The 16431-nt window shown below is 65.1% G+C and carries 18 protein-coding genes and 1 tRNA gene; 11 read left to right on the forward strand and 8 right to left on the reverse strand.

Features of this window, described 5'->3' with window-relative positions:
- The first annotated feature begins 37 nt into the window (after window positions 1–37).
- Window positions 38–2725, forward strand: a complete 2688-nt coding sequence (locus TSA1_RS38465; protein ID WP_100180871.1) for a PAS domain S-box protein — start codon at window positions 38–40, stop codon at window positions 2723–2725.
- Here TSA1_RS38465 and TSA1_RS38470 read toward each other — a convergent pair whose 3' ends face one another.
- The gene (locus tag TSA1_RS38470; protein WP_174719379.1) at window positions 2726–3079 is read right to left on the reverse strand and encodes a GrlR family regulatory protein; all 354 of its coding nucleotides are present in this window, start codon (window positions 3077–3079) and stop codon (window positions 2726–2728) included. It lies immediately after the preceding gene.
- 258 nt (window positions 3080–3337) lie between these two features.
- Between TSA1_RS38470 and TSA1_RS38475 the strand changes: the two genes are divergently transcribed.
- The gene (locus tag TSA1_RS38475; protein ID WP_100180873.1) at window positions 3338–3835 is read left to right on the forward strand and encodes a hypothetical protein; all 498 of its coding nucleotides are present in this window, start codon (window positions 3338–3340) and stop codon (window positions 3833–3835) included.
- Between the two features lie 38 nt (window positions 3836–3873).
- Here the strand turns inward: TSA1_RS38475 and TSA1_RS38480 are convergent, their stop codons facing one another.
- Entirely contained in the window at window positions 3874–4260 is a 387-nt protein-coding gene (locus tag TSA1_RS38480) for a VOC family protein (RefSeq protein ID WP_100180874.1), read from the reverse strand.
- A 176-nt stretch (window positions 4261–4436) separates the two neighbouring features.
- Between TSA1_RS38480 and TSA1_RS38485 the strand changes: the two genes are divergently transcribed.
- The 3 genes from TSA1_RS38485 to TSA1_RS38495 all read left to right on the forward strand — a co-directional run bounded on the left by TSA1_RS38485 (window position 4437) and on the right by TSA1_RS38495 (window position 5930).
- On the forward strand, window positions 4437–5006 hold the full coding sequence (locus TSA1_RS38485) for a hypothetical protein (protein ID WP_100180875.1): 570 nt from the start codon (window positions 4437–4439) through the stop codon (window positions 5004–5006).
- 160 nt (window positions 5007–5166) lie between these two features.
- Complete coding sequence (locus TSA1_RS38490; RefSeq protein ID WP_100180876.1) at window positions 5167–5700, forward strand: hypothetical protein; 534 nt, start codon at window positions 5167–5169, stop codon at window positions 5698–5700.
- A gap of 153 nt (window positions 5701–5853) precedes the next feature.
- A tRNA-Arg gene (locus tag TSA1_RS38495) sits at window positions 5854–5930 on the forward strand.
- A 71-nt stretch (window positions 5931–6001) separates the two neighbouring features.
- Here the strand turns inward: TSA1_RS38495 and TSA1_RS38500 are convergent.
- Both TSA1_RS38500 and TSA1_RS38510 read right to left on the reverse strand, forming a co-directional pair.
- Window positions 6002–6967: an AraC family transcriptional regulator gene (locus TSA1_RS38500; RefSeq protein ID WP_174719263.1), complete on the reverse strand. Its 966-nt coding sequence runs from the start codon at window positions 6965–6967 to the stop codon at window positions 6002–6004.
- Between the two features lie 459 nt (window positions 6968–7426).
- Complete coding sequence (locus tag TSA1_RS38510) at window positions 7427–7717, reverse strand: hypothetical protein (RefSeq protein WP_100180877.1); 291 nt, start codon at window positions 7715–7717, stop codon at window positions 7427–7429.
- A 239-nt stretch (window positions 7718–7956) separates the two neighbouring features.
- Between TSA1_RS38510 and TSA1_RS38515 the strand changes: the two genes are divergently transcribed.
- Both TSA1_RS38515 and TSA1_RS38520 read left to right on the forward strand, forming a co-directional pair.
- A complete protein-coding gene (locus TSA1_RS38515) occupies window positions 7957–8367 on the forward strand; it encodes a DUF3775 domain-containing protein (protein ID WP_100181577.1) in 411 nt (136 codons plus the stop codon).
- 39 nt (window positions 8368–8406) lie between these two features.
- Window positions 8407–8868 carry a host attachment protein gene (locus TSA1_RS38520; RefSeq protein ID WP_100180878.1) on the forward strand — a complete coding sequence of 154 codons (462 nt, stop codon included), beginning with the start codon at window positions 8407–8409 and terminating at the stop codon, window positions 8866–8868.
- A gap of 30 nt (window positions 8869–8898) precedes the next feature.
- Here TSA1_RS38520 and TSA1_RS38525 read toward each other — a convergent pair whose 3' ends face one another.
- Window positions 8899–9162, reverse strand: a complete 264-nt coding sequence (locus tag TSA1_RS38525) for a hypothetical protein (protein WP_100180879.1) — start codon at window positions 9160–9162, stop codon at window positions 8899–8901.
- Between the two features lie 293 nt (window positions 9163–9455).
- On the opposite strand from TSA1_RS38525, the gene TSA1_RS38530 reads away from it, so the two are divergent.
- Both TSA1_RS38530 and TSA1_RS38535 read left to right on the forward strand, forming a co-directional pair.
- Entirely contained in the window at window positions 9456–9902 is a 447-nt protein-coding gene (locus tag TSA1_RS38530) for a hypothetical protein (protein ID WP_100180880.1), read from the forward strand.
- Between the two features lie 98 nt (window positions 9903–10000).
- Entirely contained in the window at window positions 10001–10873 is an 873-nt protein-coding gene (locus TSA1_RS38535) for a DMT family transporter (protein ID WP_100180881.1), read from the forward strand.
- A gap of 83 nt (window positions 10874–10956) precedes the next feature.
- Here TSA1_RS38535 and TSA1_RS38540 read toward each other — a convergent pair whose 3' ends face one another.
- Together TSA1_RS38540 and TSA1_RS38545 are read right to left on the reverse strand one after the other, a co-directional pair.
- A complete protein-coding gene (locus TSA1_RS38540; protein ID WP_100180882.1) occupies window positions 10957–11268 on the reverse strand; it encodes a histone in 312 nt (103 codons plus the stop codon).
- 66 nt (window positions 11269–11334) lie between these two features.
- Window positions 11335–12780 carry a cryptochrome/photolyase family protein gene (locus TSA1_RS38545; protein WP_174719380.1) on the reverse strand — a complete coding sequence of 482 codons (1446 nt, stop codon included), beginning with the start codon at window positions 12778–12780 and terminating at the stop codon, window positions 11335–11337.
- 117 nt (window positions 12781–12897) lie between these two features.
- On the opposite strand from TSA1_RS38545, the gene TSA1_RS38550 reads away from it, so the two are divergent.
- A complete protein-coding gene (locus tag TSA1_RS38550) occupies window positions 12898–14628 on the forward strand; it encodes a methyl-accepting chemotaxis protein (protein WP_100180884.1) in 1731 nt (576 codons plus the stop codon).
- Window positions 14629–14748: 120 nt separating this feature from the next.
- On the opposite strand, the gene TSA1_RS38555 is transcribed toward TSA1_RS38550, so the two are convergent.
- Entirely contained in the window at window positions 14749–15408 is a 660-nt protein-coding gene (locus TSA1_RS38555; RefSeq protein WP_100180885.1) for a peroxiredoxin, read from the reverse strand.
- 393 nt (window positions 15409–15801) lie between these two features.
- On the opposite strand from TSA1_RS38555, the gene TSA1_RS38560 reads away from it, so the two are divergent.
- Window positions 15802–16374 carry a hypothetical protein gene (locus tag TSA1_RS38560; RefSeq protein WP_100180886.1) on the forward strand — a complete coding sequence of 191 codons (573 nt, stop codon included), beginning with the start codon at window positions 15802–15804 and terminating at the stop codon, window positions 16372–16374.
- Window positions 16375–16431 lie beyond the last annotated feature (57 nt).

Genomic DNA, 16431 nt, shown 5'->3' on the forward strand with positions numbered 1-16431 from the left:
ATATTGGGCCTCCAGTAGCCCGGTCCTCTCATCACCAATGTCCGCCGAATTGACGCCGATCCCTGAGAAAAAGCGAATCTTCTCGCTCTCCATCGGCCAGCTCACCTTCGGCAGCTTCCTGTTGGTGCTGGCCGTGATCATCGTCACCTCGACTGCGAGCGTGATCGCGATCCGGCACATCGACACGACCTTCGCCGAATTGCAGCGGCTCCAGAGCGTGGGCGACCTCGCCGAGGACATCGACCGCCGCATGAACGAATTGCGCCTCGCCGCGCGCGACTTCGTCACCGATCCCGGCGCCGGCATCCAGTTCAAGCAGGTCGGGGAAGCGGCCTCGACGCTCAGCGACATCCTGAAGAAGACCCGCATCGAGCTCGCACCCGAGCAGCAGGACATGATCGACGGGGTCACCGAGCGGCTCGCGACCTATCGTACGGGCCTGGAGCGGATCTCCACCCTGATCGACCGCCGCGCCCAGCTGCTCGCCGGCCTGCCGCCGCTGCGCGACCAGTTCGACAGGGCCGTCGCCGGCGCCGCGGACCGCGAGCTGGCCTCGCGTCTGTCGGAGGCGCAGAGCCGCATCGCGCTCGGACTGCTCGCGCGCAATCCCTCCGCGGCCGAGCAGGCCGCCCAGAGCATGCGGGCGCTGAACATCGGCGATAGCTCCCTGAGGTCGGCGGTGAACGATTACGCCGAGGCCATCATGGCCGTGGCCGTCCGCGAGCGGCAGATCGCCGACATCGACCGCGAGGTGCTGGGCACCGAGGGCCGGCTGATCGGCCGCGTCACCGAATTGCTGCGCGAGGTCAGCGACCGGCGCGGCCATGTGCTGTCGCGCGACTTCGCCCGGACGCTGACGGAGGCGCGATGGCAGAGCATCGTGCTCGGCAGCATCGGCGTCCTGATCGGCATCGGCGCGGCCTTGTTCGTGGTGCGCAGGACCGTCCGTCCGCTCGCCCAGATCGCACGCTCCATCCGCGCGCTCGCGGCGGGCCGGAAGGACACCTCGATCCCGTCGGCCGACCTCGACAACGAGATCGGCGACATCGCGCGGGCCGCCGAAGTGTTCCGCCGCGCGCTGGAGGAAGCCGACACGGCGCGCGAGGCGGCGGTGCGCGCGCTGACCGAGCAGCGCCTGGCTGAGGAAAGCTACCGCAAGCTGTTCGAGGGCTCGATCGACGGCATCTACGTGACGACGCCGGCCGGTGATCTCCTCAACGCCAATCCGGCGCTGGCGCGGATGATGGGCTATGACAGCCCGCAGCAGCTGATCGACAGCATCAACGACATCGCGCACACCATCTACGTCCATCCCGAGGCGCGCGCCGAATACCAGCGGCTGATGGCGCGCGACGGCATGGTGCGCGAGTTCGAGTACCAGGTGCGCCAGCGCAGCGGCGACATTCTCTGGCTGTCCGACAGCGCCACCGGCGTGCGGGACGATGCCGGCAACATCGTTCGCTACGAGGGCACGCTGCGCGATATCACCGACCAGAAGCGGGCGGAAGACGCCATCGCCGAAGGCCGTCGCCTGCTTCAGCAGGTCATCGACACCGTGCCCGCGGTGATCAACGTCAAGGACCGCGACCTGCGCTATGTGCTGATGAACCGCTACATGGCCGGCATCTTCGGCATCGAGCCCGGCGACGCGCTCGGCCGCACCACGGCCGACCTGATGTCGCGCTATGGCGCGGCCAAGACCGACGAGAACGACAAGCGTGTCCTCAAGCTGCGCAAGGGGCTCGGATTCTACGAGGAGGAGTACAAGGACGCCTCCGGCAACATGCGGCAATGGCTGGTCAACAAGCTGCCGCTGCTCGATGCCGAGGGCGAGATCGAGCGGATCGTCACCGTCGCGCTCGACATCGGCGAGCGCAAGCGCGGCGAGCAGGAGATGCGCAAAGCCAAGGAATCGGCCGAGACCGCGCTGCGCAACCTGCGCGAGACCCAGGCCTCACTGATCGAGGCCGAGAAGCTGGCCGCGCTCGGGCGGCTGGTCGCCGGCGTCGCGCACGAGGTCAACAATCCCGTCGGCATCAGCCTCACGGTCGCCTCCGCGCTGGAGCGCAAGACCGCGATGTTCACCGCCGAGGTCGAGCGCGGTGAGCTCCGCCGCTCCACGCTCAACGACTTCCTCGCCACCAGCCGCGACGCATCCTCGCAGCTCGTCTCCAACCTCAACCGCGCCGCCGAGCTGATCCAGTCGTTCAAGCAGGTCGCCGCCGACCGCAACTATTCGGACCAGCGTACTTTCGATCTCGGCGACCTCACCGAGCAGGTGGTGATGAGTCTGCGACCGGGCCTGCGCAAGCACAATCTGACGCTCAACGTCGAGTGCCAGCCGGATCTGACCATGAACAGTTATCCCGGTCCGTACGGCCAGGTGCTGACCAATCTGTTTCTCAATTCGGTGGCGCACGCCTTCCCGGACGGCCGGCCGGGGACGATCGACATCCAGGTGCGCGAGTCCGGCAAGGACAATGTCGAGATCCTGTTCTCCGACAATGGCTGCGGCATGTCGCTCGACGTTCGCCGCCGCGCCTTCGATCCATTCTTCACGACACGGCGTGACCAGGGCGGCACCGGCCTCGGCCTGCACATCGTCTACAGCATCGTCACCAACCGGCTCGGCGGGCGGCTCGATCTCGATTCTGAACCGGGTGGCGGCACGCGCATCCAGATCATCCTGCCGCGCGTGGCGCCGCTCGAGCAGGCCGCAGAATAGCTAGTCCGCCTCGGCGAGCTTGTGCAGCGTGGCGCCGAAAATCAGGCTGGCCTTGCCGACCAGCGCCGTGCCGGTCATCTCCGCGCGCGTGTCCGTGTAGGTGCCGCTGACGCCGATGCCGACTGGGGCCGGGCCGCCGAACAGCGGATTGTCGTCGCCCCGCGGCGAGGTGTGCCGCTGCACCAGCACCTCGCCTTTGAAGGTGGTGTCGTCCTTCACCACGTAGCTGCCGGTGTAATAGAGGTAGGCATCGCCGCCAAGAATCTTGCCGTCGCGAAAAAGAATCACACCGCTGCCCTTGCCGACTCGACCATCGAGCAGGGTCACGTGAATCGAATAGAGGCCGTTCTTCATAACGTCCCACAGGCCGGCCGCCATCGCCCAATGGCGTAACCGGTCCGGCTTTTATGCCAAAGCGTATCGCCTCGCGCAACGCGGCAGTTTGCCGGCTGGCCGCGGGAAGTTGCCGCCGCGAGCCGTAGTTGTCCCGGCTTGTGAGTGACGCCCTCATGACGGCTTGATAGCGGGGCGAGGCCGGTCGTTGCGAATCAGGTTTGGCCCGCGAAATGCATAACACCTGTTGCACTGGCCGCGGGGTGCTGGAGCAAGACGATGAGCAACTGGATCGATTCCGGCGGCGAAGAGCCGCGTCTGTACAGTGTGCGTCCCTCGAGTTGCAAAAGCGAAAGACGGCGCTCCTGCAGCGTAACACGCTGGCGAAGCGTGACGAGACTGGGAGTAGCCTTGGCCTTGGTTGCTCCCACAGTCCCGTTCGGCCAAGCGCGCGATCGCGGCCAGTTCGCCAACACCAATGCGGATTTGAAAGCCTGGTTCGACGGCCTGCGCAGCGGCAAGGGGCCATGCTGCTCCGATGCCGACGGCTCGGCACTCTCGGATACCGACTGGGACAGCAAGGACGGGCACTATCGCGTCCGCCTGCCGCGTTATGCCTCTGGGCTCGAAGGGCAGCCGCAGGAGCTCGTCTGGGTCGACGTCCCAGCGGACGCCGTGATCTCCGAGCCGAACCGTGTGGGGCGCACCATGGTGTGGCCGATCTACGGCTACATGGGTGTCACCATCCGCTGCTTTATGCCCGGTAGCATGACGTAGCCGCGCTCGCCGTCATGGCCGGTTAGGCTCACGCCGCCTCAGGCATATTTCTTGTCGCGCTCGAGCAGCTCGATGGAGATGCCTTCGGGGCCGCGGATGAAGCAGATGCGCACGCCGGGTCGGATCGTGGTCGGCTCGCGCGTGAAGGTGACGCCCTTGGCCTTGATCTCGGCCGCGACGGCATCGATGTCCTTCACCGTCAGGCCAAAATGGTCGAGACCCTGATGCGGGTGCGCAGGCGGCGGGTTGACCGCGCTGTCGCCCTCGAGCGGCGCGATGAAGATCCTGGCGCCGCCGAGGTTCACGTCGATCCGTCCCGGCGCGCGGACGACCTCGCCACCGAGGATGTCCTGCAGCCAGGCCGCGGTCGCCTCCGGATCGGGGCTGCGCAGATGGACGTGATCCCAAGTGACGGCGATTGGCATTTCATGGTCTCCCAACGGGGCTGGATGTTGCAGCGCATGTTAGCGGCCCCAACCGGTGACCGCCACCGCCCGCGCCGATTCGCAACTGCGCGGGAACCTTAGGTCGTCTTCCGGATTGAAGTAAGCTGCAGCCGAGTCCGTCGTCCGACGTTGCTTCGGCCGCTATCGGTGATGTCATGAACGCGAGGCTTGACCGGATCGGGGTGGGGCGTTTCGCCGGAACAGGTGAGCGACTGGCAGCCGCGACGATTGCGAGCGTGTCGTTTGGCCGAAGTCTGCTCTGGCTGCTGGCAGCCAGCATCGTCGGATGTGGTGTCTGGATGCTGTTGCCGCTCTCCAAAGGCAGCAGTGCCGAGCCGGCGAGGGCGGAGCTGGCGGTTGTCGAGACCGCGCCTTCGGGCGATACGGCAGCGGCGATCTCTTCGGCCTCCGAAGCGCAGGTGCCGGCCATGGCGGAGCTCCGTCGCTTGCGGATTTCATCGCAGACCTGGCGCCGCGGCGGCCTCGGCTCAAAAGCCCTGGTGACGTTCACCCTGCGAAACGACAACGACTATGCCGTAAAGGATGTCGAGATCGTCTGCGCCTTCGCACGACGCGACGGCAGTCATCTCACCGATCGCAGTCGCGTGCTGGCGGATTCGGTCGCCCTGAAGAGCCGCAAGACCTTTGCGCGGATACCAGTCGGCTTCGTCAACGTGAACGCCGACCAGGCGAAATGTTCGCTGGTGGCTGCGCGCCGCGCGTAAAGGCGGCCTGTTCCGGTAGCGGAAAAGTTACTCTCCGTAACCCTTGGCCAAAAAACCTCGCATCGCCATTTGAACCGAACGGCTGGGCTGGGAACCAATTAAGAGATCGCCTGTTGAGGCGAAGAGCCCACGCGGGGATGCGGGGGGCGGAGCGCGGTCCATGCCCATCTTTCGGTATTTCCTCTTTGTCGGTGGAGCTTTGCTCGCACTGCTTTTCGCGGCGGACTACAGTCTGCCATCGCAGCCTGTTGCGCGGGCCGTTGCCACCGCAGGCAATGATCAGCCGCTGATCCGGATCCGCTCCGACCGCCATCTGCCCGAGCGTGTCGTGATCGATACCACCCAGCCCACGATCGTCCCGCCTGCAGTGAAGACCGCCGCCGTCGCACCACAGCCGCCGGTTCAGGACAGCACGTCGGCAGCGCTCGCCGAGATGTCGGCGAAGGCGCGGGTGCGCGAGACATTCGCCCAGTTCACGCCGGACCCGAAAGAGGTCGCCAGGAAGGGCGACGGCAAGTTGCAGGCCCAGGCCCAGGCCCAGGCCCAGCCGACCCAGGCGCAGACGCCCGCGGCTTCGCCGCAGGCTCAGCCCAGGCGCAAGGTCGTGAGGGCGCATCCGGCGCCACAGCCGGGCCGGCCGATGATGCTGGTCGCCCAGCAGCCGCATTTCGGGCTCTTCAACACGACCTGGTGACAGCGCCTTCGATCCGCCTCGAACACGGCGGGGAGGGCTTTTTATTGGTCGGCCGCTCTGCTAATCGAACCCATCCGAGGACCGTCCGGCCTGCTGGCTCGCCAGCAGGGGCGTCGGATACGTCTCGGTTGATGGCCCAGTGTCCGGGCCAGGGCGCTCGTAGCTCAGCTGGATAGAGCATCGGATTTCGATTCCGAGGGTCGGGAGTTCGAATCTCTCCGAGCGCGCCAGCCTCCTTGTTCGAGATATGTTCCGAATTTTCGCTGATGCGGGGGCCCCCTTGCAAGGCCGTGCGCGTCCGTCAGCCTGCCCGAAAACTGCTTTGCCGCCCGCGCGCCAGCGTGTCGGAGGGCGCCTCGTGGAAGATCGCACGGTAGGCCGCGGCAAACTCGCCCATGTGATGGAAGCCCTGCGCTCGCGCGCATGTGGCGACAGTGGCGCCGCCACCCCTGAGCAGGCGGGCGCGGGTCGCCCACAGCCTCTTGAGGCGAATATACTGGTGCAGGCTCATGCCCCGCACCTTGCTGACCGCGCCGCCGAGCGTCCGGATCGAGACGCCGAACTCGCCGGCGAGATCGGCGGTATAGATCGGCGTGGTCGGATGGGCTGAAACGTAATCGTCGATCCGCTGCACCAGCTTGATGGACCGCTCGCCCTGCATCGAGGCGGTGCGATCGGACGTCGCATCGATCCGGAACAAATCGTCGAGCGCCAGCAGCAGACCTTCCTGGAGATGGGCGGCCGCCTCGGTGGCCTGGAACAGGAGCGGCTGCACCGACGCGGTTCGCAGGATGTCGAGCAGGAGCTGCCGAACGTGGAGCAGTGCGGGACGGTTGGCGACATGGGCCCGCAAATCGTCGGCGCGATCGAACCAGCCCCGGTCTTTCAGGTCGGGGGACAGCATGATCATCGCGTGATGATTGGTCTGGGGCTCGACGAAATGGCATTCTTCGGTGCCGCGGAGCGTCACGAAGAAACGCGCGTCGAGATCCAGGCCCTTGAAGTTGACCTGCAGATCGTCGGTCATGGACAGCAGCACCATGCCGCCCGGCATCCGGTAAGCGGTGTCCAGGATGCGCGCGAACGATCGCATCACGATGATACGGCACGCCGGCAGGGAGACGATGGCTCGGGCCGCGGCGAAGTTCGGGACGTCGAGCGGGATGCTTCTCGCATCCTCCATCGACTCGATCGGTCGAAACGCATCGACGTCGGCAAAGCCGATCAGTTGAAGCGCGGAGGATGGAGCGAGGGCGTCGAACAGCATGGATCTGGCCGGCTACTGAAATGTGACAATCAAATGAACGTCGATGTACCGCCATCAATGACGAAACATCGCCTTGCAGTAAATCGAATTTCAGGCCGTAGTATTGCGGACATCATGCCATGACGTCCGTCAGATCGATGCCGTCGTCAACGAGCTCGGCTCATCGGTTGGCCGGAGGCGCGGTCGATGAAACGCGGCGCGCGCCGAGAGGACAAGCAAAGGACGCAAGGCCCCATCCTTCTCGCGAGGCTGCTTCTCCAAATGCGTCTGCACGTTCATGCCCGTCTGAGAGCATCGAGAACGATCAACTCGGCCATTGCCGTAGAATGACGGTGTAACCGGATCTCATCCTTGATCTAGATCAGTCTCGATCCAGTCTTGGCATTGCGCCAAGTCGGCAACGGTCGCGCGAGATATCATTTCGCAAAAGCGAAGGGGCCCGGAGGGCCCCTTCAGACGTCACCATCGGCGATAGCCGTAGTAGCCATAATAGCGCGGGCCGTAATAGCGCGGCGGCCCATAATATCGGGGGCCGTAATACGGCCGCGGCCCGTAATACCCATAATAGTTCGGGCGCCACCAGCAGCGCCCCCAGGCGTTGCAGACCATGCGCACCTGCTCGACGCCGGCGACGTCAGGTGTTGCGGGCGCGGGCGCGATAGGCATGGCGGACGCCGCCGACGATGCCGCCAGGGCACCGAACACGGCGCCGAACAGGCCTGCGGCGACGAGGCCGATCTTGCGAGTCATGATGTCTTCCTCCGCTGACGCGAACCACGATATCGGACTTGTTCTGATCAAATTGTGGCGGAACCGAAATGTAATGCTGATGAACAAATCTTCAACAATTACGGCCAGCTAGCGGCCTTGGCTGCACGCCAATGCCGTGCCCTGGACCTTGATCCTGCGCAATTCGCAAGCGTGCCTCGGCTCTTAGTGTTGTTGGCGTGGCAGCAGCATGGGGCTCGCTGCCGGACAAGGTGAACTGGATGCGCGTGATTCCAAATCTGTCGATCTCGCCGGAGAAAGTCTTCTTCGTCATCTCGAAATCGCGCCGGTCCGACAGCGAGGCGGCCGGAGGCGGCGTCGTCCTGGAGTCCGGCGACGATGACATGAGCTATGGCCGCGGCGGACGCGGCGGGAGCACCGACCGCGCGGAGCTCGCGGGCTTCATCCGCGACCTCAATGTCGACGAGCAGATCGATCTCGTGGCGCTGACCTGGCTCGGTCGCGGCGACGGTGATCTCTCCAATTGGCGCGAATTGCGTACCCAGGCGGCGCAGGCGCACAACGAGCGCACGGCTTCCTACCTGATCGGCACGCCAATGCTCGCCGACTATCTGGAGGAGGCGATGGCGCAGTTCGGCAAGTCCTTCGAGGAGTTCGAAGAGCATCTGTGATGCCGGCCGCGGCGCGCATGAGTTTCAAGGAGAGTTGCAATGGATAAAATGAGAATCGACAAGGGCGACTGGCTGGTGGTGTGCGACGGGCGCAAGGCGCTGATTCTGGAAAACCTCGGCGACGAGATGTTTCCGAACCTGCACACCAAGGAGGTGCACGAGCAGCCCAATCCCGCGACCAGCGCGCAAGGGAGCGACGCGCCGGGGCGACTGCATGCTGCTGCCGGCGGCGCCCGCAGCTCGGTCGAGCAGACCGATTGGCACGACGAGGCCGAGCGCGCCTTCCTGCGGAGCCTGGCCGGCCGGCTCGATACCGCCGTCAGCTCCGGCGAGACCACGGCCCTGACCATGGTGGCCTCACCACGCGCCCTCGGCATGATCCGCGCCGATTATTCGGACGTCGTGCGCAAGGCGATCCAGAACGAGGTCGGCAAGGACCTCGTCAAGCTGCCGGTCTACGAGATCGAGAAGCAATTGCTGATGTCGGGCGCCGCCAAATAGGGACGCCCGGAGAGGACGCGCTGCCGGCCCTCAGTAGCAGGGGTGCCGGCGGCGGTCCTGGCCGAGATAGCCGGCCGCACTCTGGTAGCAATGGTTGGTCGACGGGCCGTCGTAAAAGGCGAAGGTGCCGGGGGTGATGCCGGGCCCGTAATTGTGCAGATAGCTGATCGGGTAGGGCAACGGATTGGCGTAAGAGCGGTGGTACCGGTGATGGCCCCGCGCCTCCGCCAGGCCAGGGGCTAGGATTGCGGCCGACAGGGCAGCAACCGCGGCTACAAGCGTCAACTTGCTCATCTCGATTCTCCGGAACCCGCGCGAATTGGTCCGCCATCTATAGCCATTTCGGTCCCCCGGGGCACCCGTCCGGCCCCCGGAAATCCGGGTCGATTGCACAGATTCCGGGGCGGGTGTGACAGAATTGCCGGAGGCGCCCTCCAGGTCTGCCCATTTTTGGCCTTTTCGGGATGCTTAACGAATTCCCCACACAAGTATGACCAAAGAGTATTCGGTTAAGAATCCTGTCGCCGGCCTTTTGGGGGCTCCTTCGAGGCCGGTGCATTCCTGAAGGCTTTCGCCGTCACCTCGCCATGCGCATCACGCTTCTGAGCCTGCTGTTGCTCTGCCTCGCTGCCGTCGTGCCGGCGCGGGCCGAGCTGCATATCACCCGCGACCACGGCGGCTATGTCGAGGAATACAAGACCAAGTACAAGCGCGTCCGCGAGAAGGGCGAGCGCGTCATCATCGACGGGATCTGCAATTCGGCCTGCACGCTGGTGCTCGGCATCGTGCCGATGAACAAGATCTGCGTGACGCCGCGCGCAAGCCTGGGCTTCCACCAGGCCTACTACGACAAGGCCTTCACCTTCGGCATCAAGGTCACCAGTTCCGAGGGCACGTCCGACCTGATGTCCTACTATCCCGATACGGTGAAGGACTGGATCCGTCGCAATGGCGGGCTCACCACCGACATGAAGAAGATCAAGAACGGCGTCGAGCTCTGGAAGATCATCGACCCCTGTCCGGAAGAATGGTGAGCGGCTGAGCTGAGCCGCAACCCTCCGTCGCAGCGCAGCATCGCCCCGAAGGAAATTCGCATTGCCGCATCGCCCCCGCTGGGGCAATGAGGGCGGCAATGAATCATAATCAGGAAGCCCTGACCGCCTGCGCCGCGCCGATCCTGTTCGTGCTGCTCTGGAGCACGGGATTCATCGGCACCAAATACGTCGTCAACAACGCCGATCCCTTGACCTATCTCGCCATCCGCATGGCCATCGTCGTCGTCCTGATGGCGATCATCGCCGGCGTCGCGCGGCCGAAATGGCCCGATGGCATCGGCATCGCGCACAGCGCCGTCGCAGGCATCCTCGTCCATGGCTTCTATCTCGGCGGCACCGCGATCGCGATCGCGCATTCGATCCCGGCCGGGCTATCGGCATTGATTCCCGGGCTCCAGCCCATTCTGACCTCGACCATCGCCAACCGCTGGCTCGGCGAGCGGGTGACGCCGGTGCAATGGGCCGGGCTCCTGCTCGGCCTCGGCGGCGTGGTGATGATCCTGCACAACCGTCCCATGACCGGGGAGGCCGGGCTCGGCTGGCTCGCCTCGGTGGTTTCGCTGATCAGCATCACGCTCGGCACGCTCTATCAGCGTCGCTACTGCAACCAGATCGACTGGCGGGCCGGCAATCTCGTGCAATATGTCGCCGTCACCATCTTCTTTGCGATCGGCGCCTTCCTGTTCGAAGATCGCGTGGTGCACTGGACGCGCGAGTTCGTGCTCGCGCTCGCCTGGCTCGCGGTGGCGCTCTCGATCGGATCGATCGGGCTGCTCTACTGGCTGATCCGCCACGCCGCGGCGACCTCGGTCGCGAGCCTGTTCTATCTGGTGCCGGCCGTAACCGCGCTGATGGCTTATTTGCTGTTCGGCGAGAAGCTCGACGCGCTGGCGATGGCCGGCATGGCGATGTGTGCGGGCGCGGTGTTCGTGGTCAACCGGCGCGCCTAGGCGGACGGGGCGGCGAGGGTAGGCGTCGCCGCGCTGATCTCCGGATGCACTTGCATCCGGAGACCCGCTCTCCGCGCGCCCGATCAGCGCTTCGCCTTCTTGGCCTTCTTCTTTTTTGTCTTTGCGGTTTTCTTTGCAGTTTTCTTGGCAGCTTTTTTGGCGGCCTTCTTTGCGGTCTTCTTGGCCGCCTTCCTTGAGGATTTCTTGGCGGCCTTCTTCGAAGACTTCTTCGAGGCCTTCTTCTTGGCTGCCTTCTTCGGCGCTACTTTCTTCGCGACCTTCTTGGCGGCTTTCCTCACCTTCTTGACGGCGGTGACCGCCGCATCCTTGGTCGCTTCGACGGCGCTGGTGATCGTTTCCATCGCCTGTTCGGTGATCGGCTTATCGTCGTCCATATCGTCCCCCGTGGTTTGATTGGAGCGATGACGATAGCGAGTTTCGAAATCGTGTCAAAGCAGCGCTCAACCTTTGCGGATCTTCGCGTAGGCAGCGAGCGCACCCTCGCGTCCCTTGGCATGTTCGACGATCGGTTGCGGATAGGTTTTGCCGAGCGTGATGCCTGCGCTCGCAAGCTCGATCGGCGTTGCCTGCCACGGCCGGTGGATCAGCTTGGCCGGCAGATCATTCAGCTCCGGCACCCAGCGCCGAACGTAGGTTCCATCCGGATCGAACTTCTCGCCCTGGAGCTGCGGATTGAACACGCGGAAATAGGGTGCAGCGTCGGCGCCGCAACCGGCGACCCATTGCCAATTGGCGGGATTGCTGCCCGCGTCCGCGTCGACCAGCGTGTCCCAGAACCAGGCTTCGCCATCGCGCCAGTCGATCAAGAGGTGCTTGACCAGGAAGGACGCCACCACCATCCGCACCCGGTTGTGCATCACGCCGGTGTGCCAGAGCTCTCGCAGTCCGGCATCGACGATCGGATAGCCGGTGCGCCCGCGCTGCCAGGCGGCGAGCGCGGCCTTATCCGACGTCCAGGGGAAGCCATCGAAGTTCGCTTGCAGGTTTTCGGTGGCGAGGTCGGGATGATCGTGCAGGAGATGGCGGCAGAACTCGCGCCAGCCGAGCTCGCTGAGGAATTTCTCGACACCCGGCCCGAGCGCGGGATCTCCGTCCGCGGCGAACCGCGCGGCGTGCCAGACCTGGCGCGGGCTGAGCTCGCCGAACCTCAGATGCGGCGACAGGCCTGAGGTGCCCTCGCGGTCCGGGCGGTCGCGGTCGCCGGCATAGCTGCGCGCGGTGTGCTTGAGGAAGTCGCGCAGCCGCGCACGAGCGGAGGCTTCGCCCGGGGTCCATGTCTCGCGCAGGCCGCCCGCCCAGTCCGGCTTGCTCGGCTCGAGCGCCCAGATCTCCAATCGGTCGCTCGCGATCTTCGGACCCGGGCGCAGCTCTTTCGGCGCAGGCAGCGGCTTTGGCGGATCGCCAAGCGACAGCACCCGCCGCCAGAACGGCGTGAACACGCGCAAGCCTCGACCTTCCTTGTTGCGGATCGCCGAGGGCTGCACGAGGAGGTCGCCGTGGAAGCTCTGCGAGTCGACGCCGAGCTTTGCGAGGGCGGCTTCGAGCTGCCTCTCAACGGCCTGATGCGGCGCTTGCGCGATTGCATTCCAATGGACGGCGCGCGCGCCGCTTTCCCGCGCCAGGTCGGGGATGACCTCGGCTGCCGCTCCCTTGCGCAGGACGAGCGACCCGCCACGCGCGACGATCGCGGCGCCGAGCGCGCGCAGCGATTGCGCCAGCCACCAGCGCGCTGCGGCGCCGGGCGGGCGAGCCACGCTGTCGTCGAGCACATAGAGGCAGACCACCGGCGCACCCGATGTCGCGGCGGCGTGCAGGGCGGGGTGGTCGGACAGGCGAAGGTCGTCGCGAAACCAGACGATGATGGGTGGTGCGCTTGGCGGGGGCAGGCGTGTCCTCGTTTACGATTTGGAAAGCATATGCCGCGCGCGGGGATGTGAATGGTCGTTAATGGGGCTGTAAGCGGGCTGCACTATTATGCAGGAATTACGGGAGTGGTTCCATTCATGTCCAAGTTTTCGACCGGAAAGTTGTTGCCGCAGTTCAAGCTCGGCACCAAGGCGGTTCTGTGCGCCGTGCTGCTGATCGGCGTCAATACGGCGCTTGTCCTCGGCGCCGGCTATTGGTCGCTGACGTCGGCCTTCAATGATCGCGCGCTGCGTGACATCGAGGTCAATTTGCGCACCCTGGCGCTGGCCTTCACCGAAAATGTCCCGGCCGCCAAGGTCACGATGCGGGATGGCGCGGTCGCGCGCGCCGAGATCCCCAAGATGCCCGAATTCACGGACCACGCCATCGTCGATCGCGCGGTGTCTTATGTCGGCGGCAATGCGACCCTGTTCGTGTTCGACGATGCCAGCGGCCAGTTCGTCCGCCGCTCCACCAACGTGAAGAAGGAAAACGGCGACCGCGCCGTCGGCACCCAGCTTGCCGCCGATCATCCGGGGCAAGCGCCGCTGCGCCGCGGCGAGGCCTATAAGGGGCCGGCCACGCTGTTCGGCAAGTCGTTCATGACCGCCTATTTCCCGATCGTGGACGGGGCCGGCAAGGTCGTCGGCATTCTCTATGTCGGCATCCCCATGATCCAGTACGAGAGCATGCTGGCCCATGCCATCGAGAGCATGGCGGTGGCCGCGGGCCTTGCCGCGCTTCTGGTGCTGGTCCTGACCCTGCTGATCGTCCGCCGCGTCACCCGGCCGCTCACCTCGGTCACGCGCTCGCTCACCGCGCTTGCCGACGGCCAGAGCGACGTCGCGATCGAATGCGAGGATCGCGCCGACGAGATTGGCGAGATCGCCCGCACGGTCGCGGTGTTCAGGAGCAATTCGCTGGAGCGGGCGCGCATGCGCAGCGAGCAGGCGGCGGCCTCGGCAGCGGCCGCCGAGCAGCGCAAGTCCGACCTGCGCAACTTCGTCGAGCAGTTCCGCGGCAGCGTCGGCGGCATCCTCGACAAGGTGCTGACCTCGACCGGCGAGTTCGAGCGCGCAGCGCGGCAGCTGACCGACGTCGCACGCTCCACTGCCGACCTGTCGGCGCAGTCCGCCGGCGCCTCCGAAAATGCCTCCGAGCACGTGCGTTCGGCGGCGTCGGCCTCCGACGAGCTGTCTCAATCGATCTCCGAGATCGCCCGGCGCGTGGAGGAATCGAACCAGATTTCGGCCGAGGCGGTGCAGCAGGCCGAGGCGACCGACCAGCGCATCGCGCAGCTCTCGGAAGCCGGCGCGCGGATCGGCGACGTCGTCAAGCTGATCACCTCGATCGCCGAGCAGACCAATTTGCTGGCGCTGAACGCCACCATCGAGGCCGCGCGCGCGGGCGATGCCGGTCGCGGCTTCGCGGTGGTGGCCCAGGAGGTCAAGACGCTGGCGGGCCAGACCGCAAAGGCGACCGACGAGATATCGAACCACATCGCCAGCATGCAGCTTGCGACCGAGGAATCGGTCGTCGCCATCAAGGCGATCAGCCAGACCATCGAGCGCATCAGCGGCATCGCGGGCTCGATCTCGGCGGCGGTCGAACAGCAGAAGAGCGCGACCCACAACATCGTGGCGAGCGTCCGCGCCGCGGTCTCCGGCACGGCCGATGTCGCCGTCAACGTCCGCCATGCGGCCGCGGGCGCCAGCGAGACCGGCGAAACCTCGCACCGGATGTTTGCCTCGGCCCAGGCGCTGTCGGGCGAGAGCCTGCACCTGAAGGCAGAGGTCGACGGTTTTCTGGATCGCGTGCACGCGGCCTGATCCAGCGTCGTCATCCCGGGATGGTCCGAAGGACCAGACCCGGGATCTCGAGATCCCGGGTTCGCGCTTGCGCGCGCCCCGGGATGACTTCTTGCGGTTGCTGTGCGCAATCGCCAAAAATCATTTCGGCTGCGGCACGATGCGCAGGTAGGGCTTTGGCTCCTTCCAGCCTTGCGGGTAGATCGTCTTGGCCTCGTCGTTGGAGACCGAGCCCGCGATGATGACGTCCTCGCCCTGGGACCAGTCGGCCGGGGTGGCGACGCGATGCTTGGCGGTCAGCTGGAGCGAGTCGATGACGCGCAGGATCTCCTGGAAGTTCCGCCCTGTGGTCATCGGGTAGACCAGCACCAGCTTGATCTTCTTGTCCGGCCCGATGATGAAGACGTTGCGGACGGTCTGGTTGTCGGCGGCGGTGCGCTTGAGGGGATCGCCCGAGATTGCGGCCGGCAGCATGCCGTACAGCTTCGAGACGTTGTAATCGGTGTCGCCGATCATCGGATAGTTGGGCGCAGCGCCCTGCGTCTCCTTGATGTCCTCCGACCATCTTGCGTGGTTCTCGACCGGATCGACCGAGAGGCCCATCAGCTTGACGCCGCGCTTGTCGAATTCCGGCTTCAGCCTGGCAAGCGCGCCGAGCTCGGTGGTGCAAACCGGCGTGAAGTCCTTGGGGTGCGAGAACAAAAGCGCCCAGCTGTTGCCGATCCAATCGTGGAACTTGATCTTCCCTTCGGTGGTCTCGGCTTCGAAGTCGGGGGCGGTAGCGCCGATCGGAAGTGTCATGATTTTACCTCATCGCATTGAATCAACTGGGGAATTCGTCTCTGGTCGTCCCCGTCAGTATAGGGGCCTTGCAAGGCTAAGTGAACGCCAACTGAACTGGCTCAAGTAAAATGTGAATTCCTTCCTCGAAGGGCCGAATTTCTAGCAACTTATTGTTACGGCGGCACCTGCGGCGAAACAGCTCCACCCGGGCTCACACGGTCTCGCTCGCCCCGATAATGCCTTTTATGACTTCCATCACGCTCGCCTGGCGCGTCCTGGAACCAAAACGGTCCTGACAGCGACCAATTGGCAACCATCTCGAAAAGTCGCGATCCCCGTATCGAATCGTTAACCACCCCTTTACGTCGGCATGAAAATGCTGACCGTTCAGAAGAAGTCTGGAAGTGAACTATGTCCGCCGCTGCGCCTAAATCTATCGAGTCCTCGTCCCTCGAACCGTCCTGCCGCGATACCGCGGCCCATGCACTCTCCATCGTGCGTGATGGCGTGATCACCGGCGAAGGTCCGACCACCAAGGGAAGGGTGCATTTCTCCCGTTCGCTCGACGCCGATGACACCGCCTGGTGCACGCGCATCCTGACGGCGACCGCCGTCAACGACCAGCCGGTCAGCCGCGCCGAGGCCGAGGCCCTGTTCGAGATCAACGAGGCCGCAACCGAGCGCACCGATGGCGGCCGTTTCGACGATTTGCTCGCCAAGGCCGTTGCCCATTATGCCGCAAGCGCCTCGGGCCTGAAGGTGCCGCCGCGCAGCGTTGCGTTGTCGGCCGACACCGACATCGAGAGCTGGGCGCCGTCCTACGCCTCCAAGGTCAACAGCGAGATGCTGGAGTGGATCGCCGGCCAGATGCGCGGCAAGCGCCACAACAACCGTCGCCTGATGGCGATGGTGGCGACCTTCCTCGGCGCCACCGCGCTGCCCCTGGCGGGCCAATTGCCTGCTGTCTTCGACATCGGCATGTAGGATTCCGCGCCTCGCCCGAGGACGCGTTTGAACGGCGGGGTTATTTCCCCGCCGTTT

Origin of the sequence: Bradyrhizobium nitroreducens (assembly GCF_002776695.1) — a bacterium.
GTDB lineage: Bacteria > Pseudomonadota > Alphaproteobacteria > Rhizobiales > Xanthobacteraceae > Bradyrhizobium > Bradyrhizobium nitroreducens.